1 protein-coding gene is annotated in these 596 nt (G+C 68.0%); it reads left to right on the forward strand.

Annotated elements, in window-relative coordinates; all coding sequences use genetic code 11:
• The coding region (locus IVB01_RS04295) for an Ig-like domain-containing protein (RefSeq protein ID WP_247275787.1) at window positions 1-596 on the forward strand (596 nt) is incomplete at both ends.

Below are 596 nucleotides of genomic sequence, written 5' to 3' on the forward strand. Positions count from 1 at the left end.
CAACGGCAGCTGGAGCACCACGGTCACGCTCAACAACGGCCAGAACTCGCTGACCGCGCGGGTGAGCGATGCGGCCGGCAATACCGCGACCAGCGGCGCAGTGGTCTATACGCTCAGCACCACCGGCCCGACGGTGACCGAGGCCCTGGTCGCCGACACCGGCACCTCAGTCACCGACCACGTCACCGCCAACCCGGCCGTAAGCGGCACCGGCCTCGCCAACACCATGGTGCACTTCATCATCGACGGCAGCCCGATCGTGGCAACCGTGACCACCGATGCGCAAGGCGTCTGGTCGTTTACGCCGAGCGGGCTGGCCGACGGACCACACACCATCGTAGCGAGTCAGACCGACACTTTTGGCAACACCGGCAGCGCATCGCTGAGCTTCACCCTGGACATGACGGCGCCCGCGGTCGCGATCACCAGCGCGGGCGGACCGGTCAACCAGGCCAGCCAGACCATCACCGGCACGGTCGGCGTCGCCGATGCCGGCGCCACCGTCACCATCCTGGACGGCATCACCGCGATCGGCACCGCCATCGTGCAGAGCAACGGCAGCTGGAGCACCACGGTCACGCTCAACAACGGCCAGA

Origin of the sequence: Bradyrhizobium sp. 164, from assembly GCF_023073715.1 — a bacterium.
Taxonomy (GTDB): Bacteria; Pseudomonadota; Alphaproteobacteria; order Rhizobiales; family Xanthobacteraceae; genus Bradyrhizobium.